The 1324-nt window shown below is 74.6% G+C and carries 3 protein-coding genes; 1 reads left to right on the forward strand and 2 read right to left on the reverse strand.

Annotated elements, in window-relative coordinates; translation table 11 throughout:
* Positions 1–560: spermidine synthase (locus ESO86_RS17110; protein ID WP_129235976.1), on the reverse strand; the 560-nt coding region annotated here is incomplete at its 3' end.
* A gap of 107 nt (positions 561–667) precedes the next feature.
* On the opposite strand from ESO86_RS17110, the gene ESO86_RS17115 reads away from it, so the two are divergent.
* Positions 668–1024, forward strand: coding sequence for a group I truncated hemoglobin (locus ESO86_RS17115; RefSeq protein ID WP_129235977.1), 357 nt, complete (start codon positions 668–670; stop codon positions 1022–1024).
* 6 nt (positions 1025–1030) lie between these two features.
* Here the strand turns inward: ESO86_RS17115 and ESO86_RS17120 are convergent.
* Positions 1031–1324 (reverse strand): helix-turn-helix domain-containing protein (locus ESO86_RS17120; RefSeq protein WP_242492439.1); only part of this gene is annotated, 294 nt, incomplete at its 5' end.

The raw sequence follows: 1324 nt of genomic DNA on the forward strand, positions 1-1324 counted from the left end.
CGCGCGATGCCGCGCGCCTGCGCAGCGAGGCGGGGGCCGCCCGGCGCATCCGCCACGTTCACGACCATCACGCCGGCCGGGCCGAGGCGGCCGAGGCACGCGCCGAGGAACGCGGGATCGTCGACGAACGCGGGGGCCTCGAGCCGGGAGTAGAGGTCGACGACCACCAGGTCGAAGGCGAGCTCCGCATCGAGTCGCGCGAGGGCGTCGCGCGCGTCGGCGACCATGATCGAGACGCCAGAGGCCGAGGGCAGCGGGAGTCGCTCGGTCACGAGCGCGACGAGCCGGGCGTCGGCCTCGACGACGACCTGGCGCGAGTCGGGACGTGTCGCCGCGACGTACCGCGCGAGGCTCATCGCGCCCCCGCCGAGGTGCAGCGCCGTGATGGGGGCGCCGGGATCGGCCAGCGCGTCGATGACGTTGCCGATGCGTCGCACGTACTCGAAGAACAGGCGGGTCGGATCGTCCGCGTCGACGTGCGACTGGGCGGCGCCGTCGACGAGCAGCGTCCACCCGGTCGACGAGAAGACATCGCGCTCGAACTCGATGCGGGGGGCCATGGTGGCATCGTCGCACGCGGTGTGCGGTGCGGCCTGCAGATCGCCGACGAGGCGCTCGCGCCGGGACGGTGCGGGCGGCCTAGGATCGCAGGGACGAGGGAGGCGGGATGACCGAGCTGTACGACGAGGTCGGCGGACCGGACGGCGTGCGCACGGCGGTCGCACTCCTCTACCGGCGGGTCGTCGCCGACGACGAGCTCGGGCCGTGGTTCCGGGAGGTCGACCTCGACCGGCTCCGGGCGCACCAGCGCGCGTTCCTCGCCGCGGCGTTCGGCGGCCCCCAGGCGTTCTCGGGTCGCAGCCTCGCCGAGGCGCACGAGGGCCTCGAGATCACGGATGCCGCGTTCGACCGCATCGTCCAGACGCTGCTCACGAGCCTCGCCGACCTGGGCGTCGCCCACGACGCGGTGGCGCGGGTCGGCGAGCGCCTCGAGCAGGTGCGCGGCGACGTGGTCACCGCCTGACCCGGGTCAGCTCCGGCCGACGATCGGATCGGTCGGCAGGTGCAGCTCGCGACGTCCGCGGATGCCGAGCTTCGCGTACGTCGACTGCAGGTGGTTGTCCACGGTGCGGGTCGAGAGGAACAGTCGCCCGGCGATCTCGTTCGAGCTCAGGCCCTGCGCCGCGAGCGACGCGACCTCGCGTTCGCGTGGCGTGAGCGGTTCGGCGCCCTCGGAGAAGCGGAGCAGGGGCGTCCTCGCCCCCTCGCAGGCCGCGGACAGCTCGGCGGCGCGCCGCAGGTCGGCCGCCGCCTCCCGTCCGCG

Origin of the sequence: Agromyces binzhouensis (assembly GCF_004135055.1) — a bacterium.
Classification (GTDB): Bacteria; Actinomycetota; Actinomycetes; order Actinomycetales; family Microbacteriaceae; genus Agromyces; species Agromyces binzhouensis.

Bases quoted from the DNA above. Each gene is read 5' to 3' on its own strand.
- ESO86_RS17115 (WP_129235977.1), top strand. From the start codon at position 668: ATGACCGAGCTGTACGACGAGGTCGGCGGACCGGACGGCGTGCGCACG.